The sequence below is a fragment of the Dysgonomonas sp. 521 genome (genome assembly GCF_010501055.1).
GTDB lineage: Bacteria > Bacteroidota > Bacteroidia > Bacteroidales > Dysgonomonadaceae > Dysgonomonas.
Window position 1 is genome coordinate 1 of the sequence record NZ_QVMO01000212.1, and the last position, 1,389, is coordinate 1,389.

Below are 1,389 nucleotides of genomic sequence, written 5' to 3' on the forward strand. Positions count from 1 at the left end.
AATGAATGGCAGTGCGATGATGAAGAAATAAAAGTAGATATCAGGAAGCAGTATTGAGCGACAATCATTTGCTAATATGCTAATTTTCGAATTTGCTAATTAATTGGCACATCGGCATATTTGCTAATTGGCACATTAACTCGTAACTATTAATATAAACCAGAAAGCCCCCTAAATCAGCTTTAAACCGACTTTAAAGGGCTTTTAAAAAAATCCAATCAATATGACAAATGTACAAAAAAACGACATCCTGAAACTCATCGAAGATGAAAAATCACGGTTAGGCTCGTACCGCGCAGTCGCCAAAAAGTGTGGTATATCGGAGGCCACCATCTCGCAGCTTCGCAGTGGAGCTTATACTGTCGATAGTGACAATATGTTAGATAAAATTGCGTCTGCACTTGGCTATCAGTACAACAAAGAAGGCTGGAAGATAGCCACGGATGTAGAGGACTTCCGCAACATCTTTACCGTATTGAATGATGCTAAAAAAGCAAGCCTATTCAAAGGTATATCCGACAATGCCGGATGTGGGAAGACAACAGCGGCAGACGCTTATTTGAATTTATACAAAAAACAGGGCGTATTTAAATTGAATTGCCGTGAATGGAGTGCCGGAATATTTCTAACAAAATTGGCAAACGAGTTGGGGATAAGCGTGCCGAAAGGTTATGTATCGGTAAGCGATCTTATCGACCTTGTGTGTGATGCTGCAAAAAGAATGCACAGCATCAAACCACTGATTATATTGGATCAGGCCAACTCTCTTAAATTTTCGGCACTTCGCACACTTATACACATAGAAAACGAGTGTCACGGCATTCTTGGTGTAGTCATTCTTGGTACTGAAAACTTGGAACATGAGATAAAAAACGGTGTCCGTTTAAATAAACCAGGTTACGATGAAATAGATAGCCGGTTTAAAAGGAATTATATCAAAGTACTTGGCGTAACTATGGCCGATTGCCGGAAAATATGTGCGATAAATGGAGTAACAGGCAAAACTACACAGGACGAAATTTTCAAAAATTCAAATCCTGTTTATCGAAACACACTATCCGGAAAGAGTATTATGGTAATAAAAGATAAACGAAGATTGCAGCAAGCAATCATCAATAAATTATTAGACGCTGAACATTATGAATAAAACGAATCCCAACCCTCACGCACGTTTTCATGTCCTTATCAACCAGATGCAAGGAGCAGACAAAGAAGAACTGGTATGGACCTACAGCCACAAGCTCACAACCTCGCTGGCTGAATTTCTGGAAAAACGGCCTGCCGATTACCAGCGCATGATACAGGATATGCAACGGATAGTAAACAGCCAGACAAAGCAACAGGACGATACGCAAAACCTGAAAAAAGAACTGGAACAATTCAAAAAAG

Annotated in this window: 2 protein-coding genes; both read left to right on the top strand. The window is 39.8% G+C overall.

What is annotated here, in order from left to right:
- Positions 1–223 precede the first annotated feature (223 nt).
- Positions 224–1,147 (top strand): AAA family ATPase, encoded by a 924-nt coding sequence (locus D0T84_RS22185; RefSeq protein WP_163310092.1) that lies wholly within the window; start codon positions 224–226, stop codon positions 1,145–1,147.
- Positions 1,140–1,389, top strand: a 250-nt coding sequence (locus D0T84_RS22190) for a hypothetical protein (RefSeq protein ID WP_163310093.1), incomplete at its 3' end; no start/stop codon positions are given. The genes D0T84_RS22185 and D0T84_RS22190, both read left to right, overlap by 8 nt.

Coding starts and splice junctions, on each gene's coding strand:
- D0T84_RS22185 (WP_163310092.1), top strand. CDS start 224: ATGACAAATGTACAAAAAAACGACATCCTGAAACTCATCGAAGATGAA.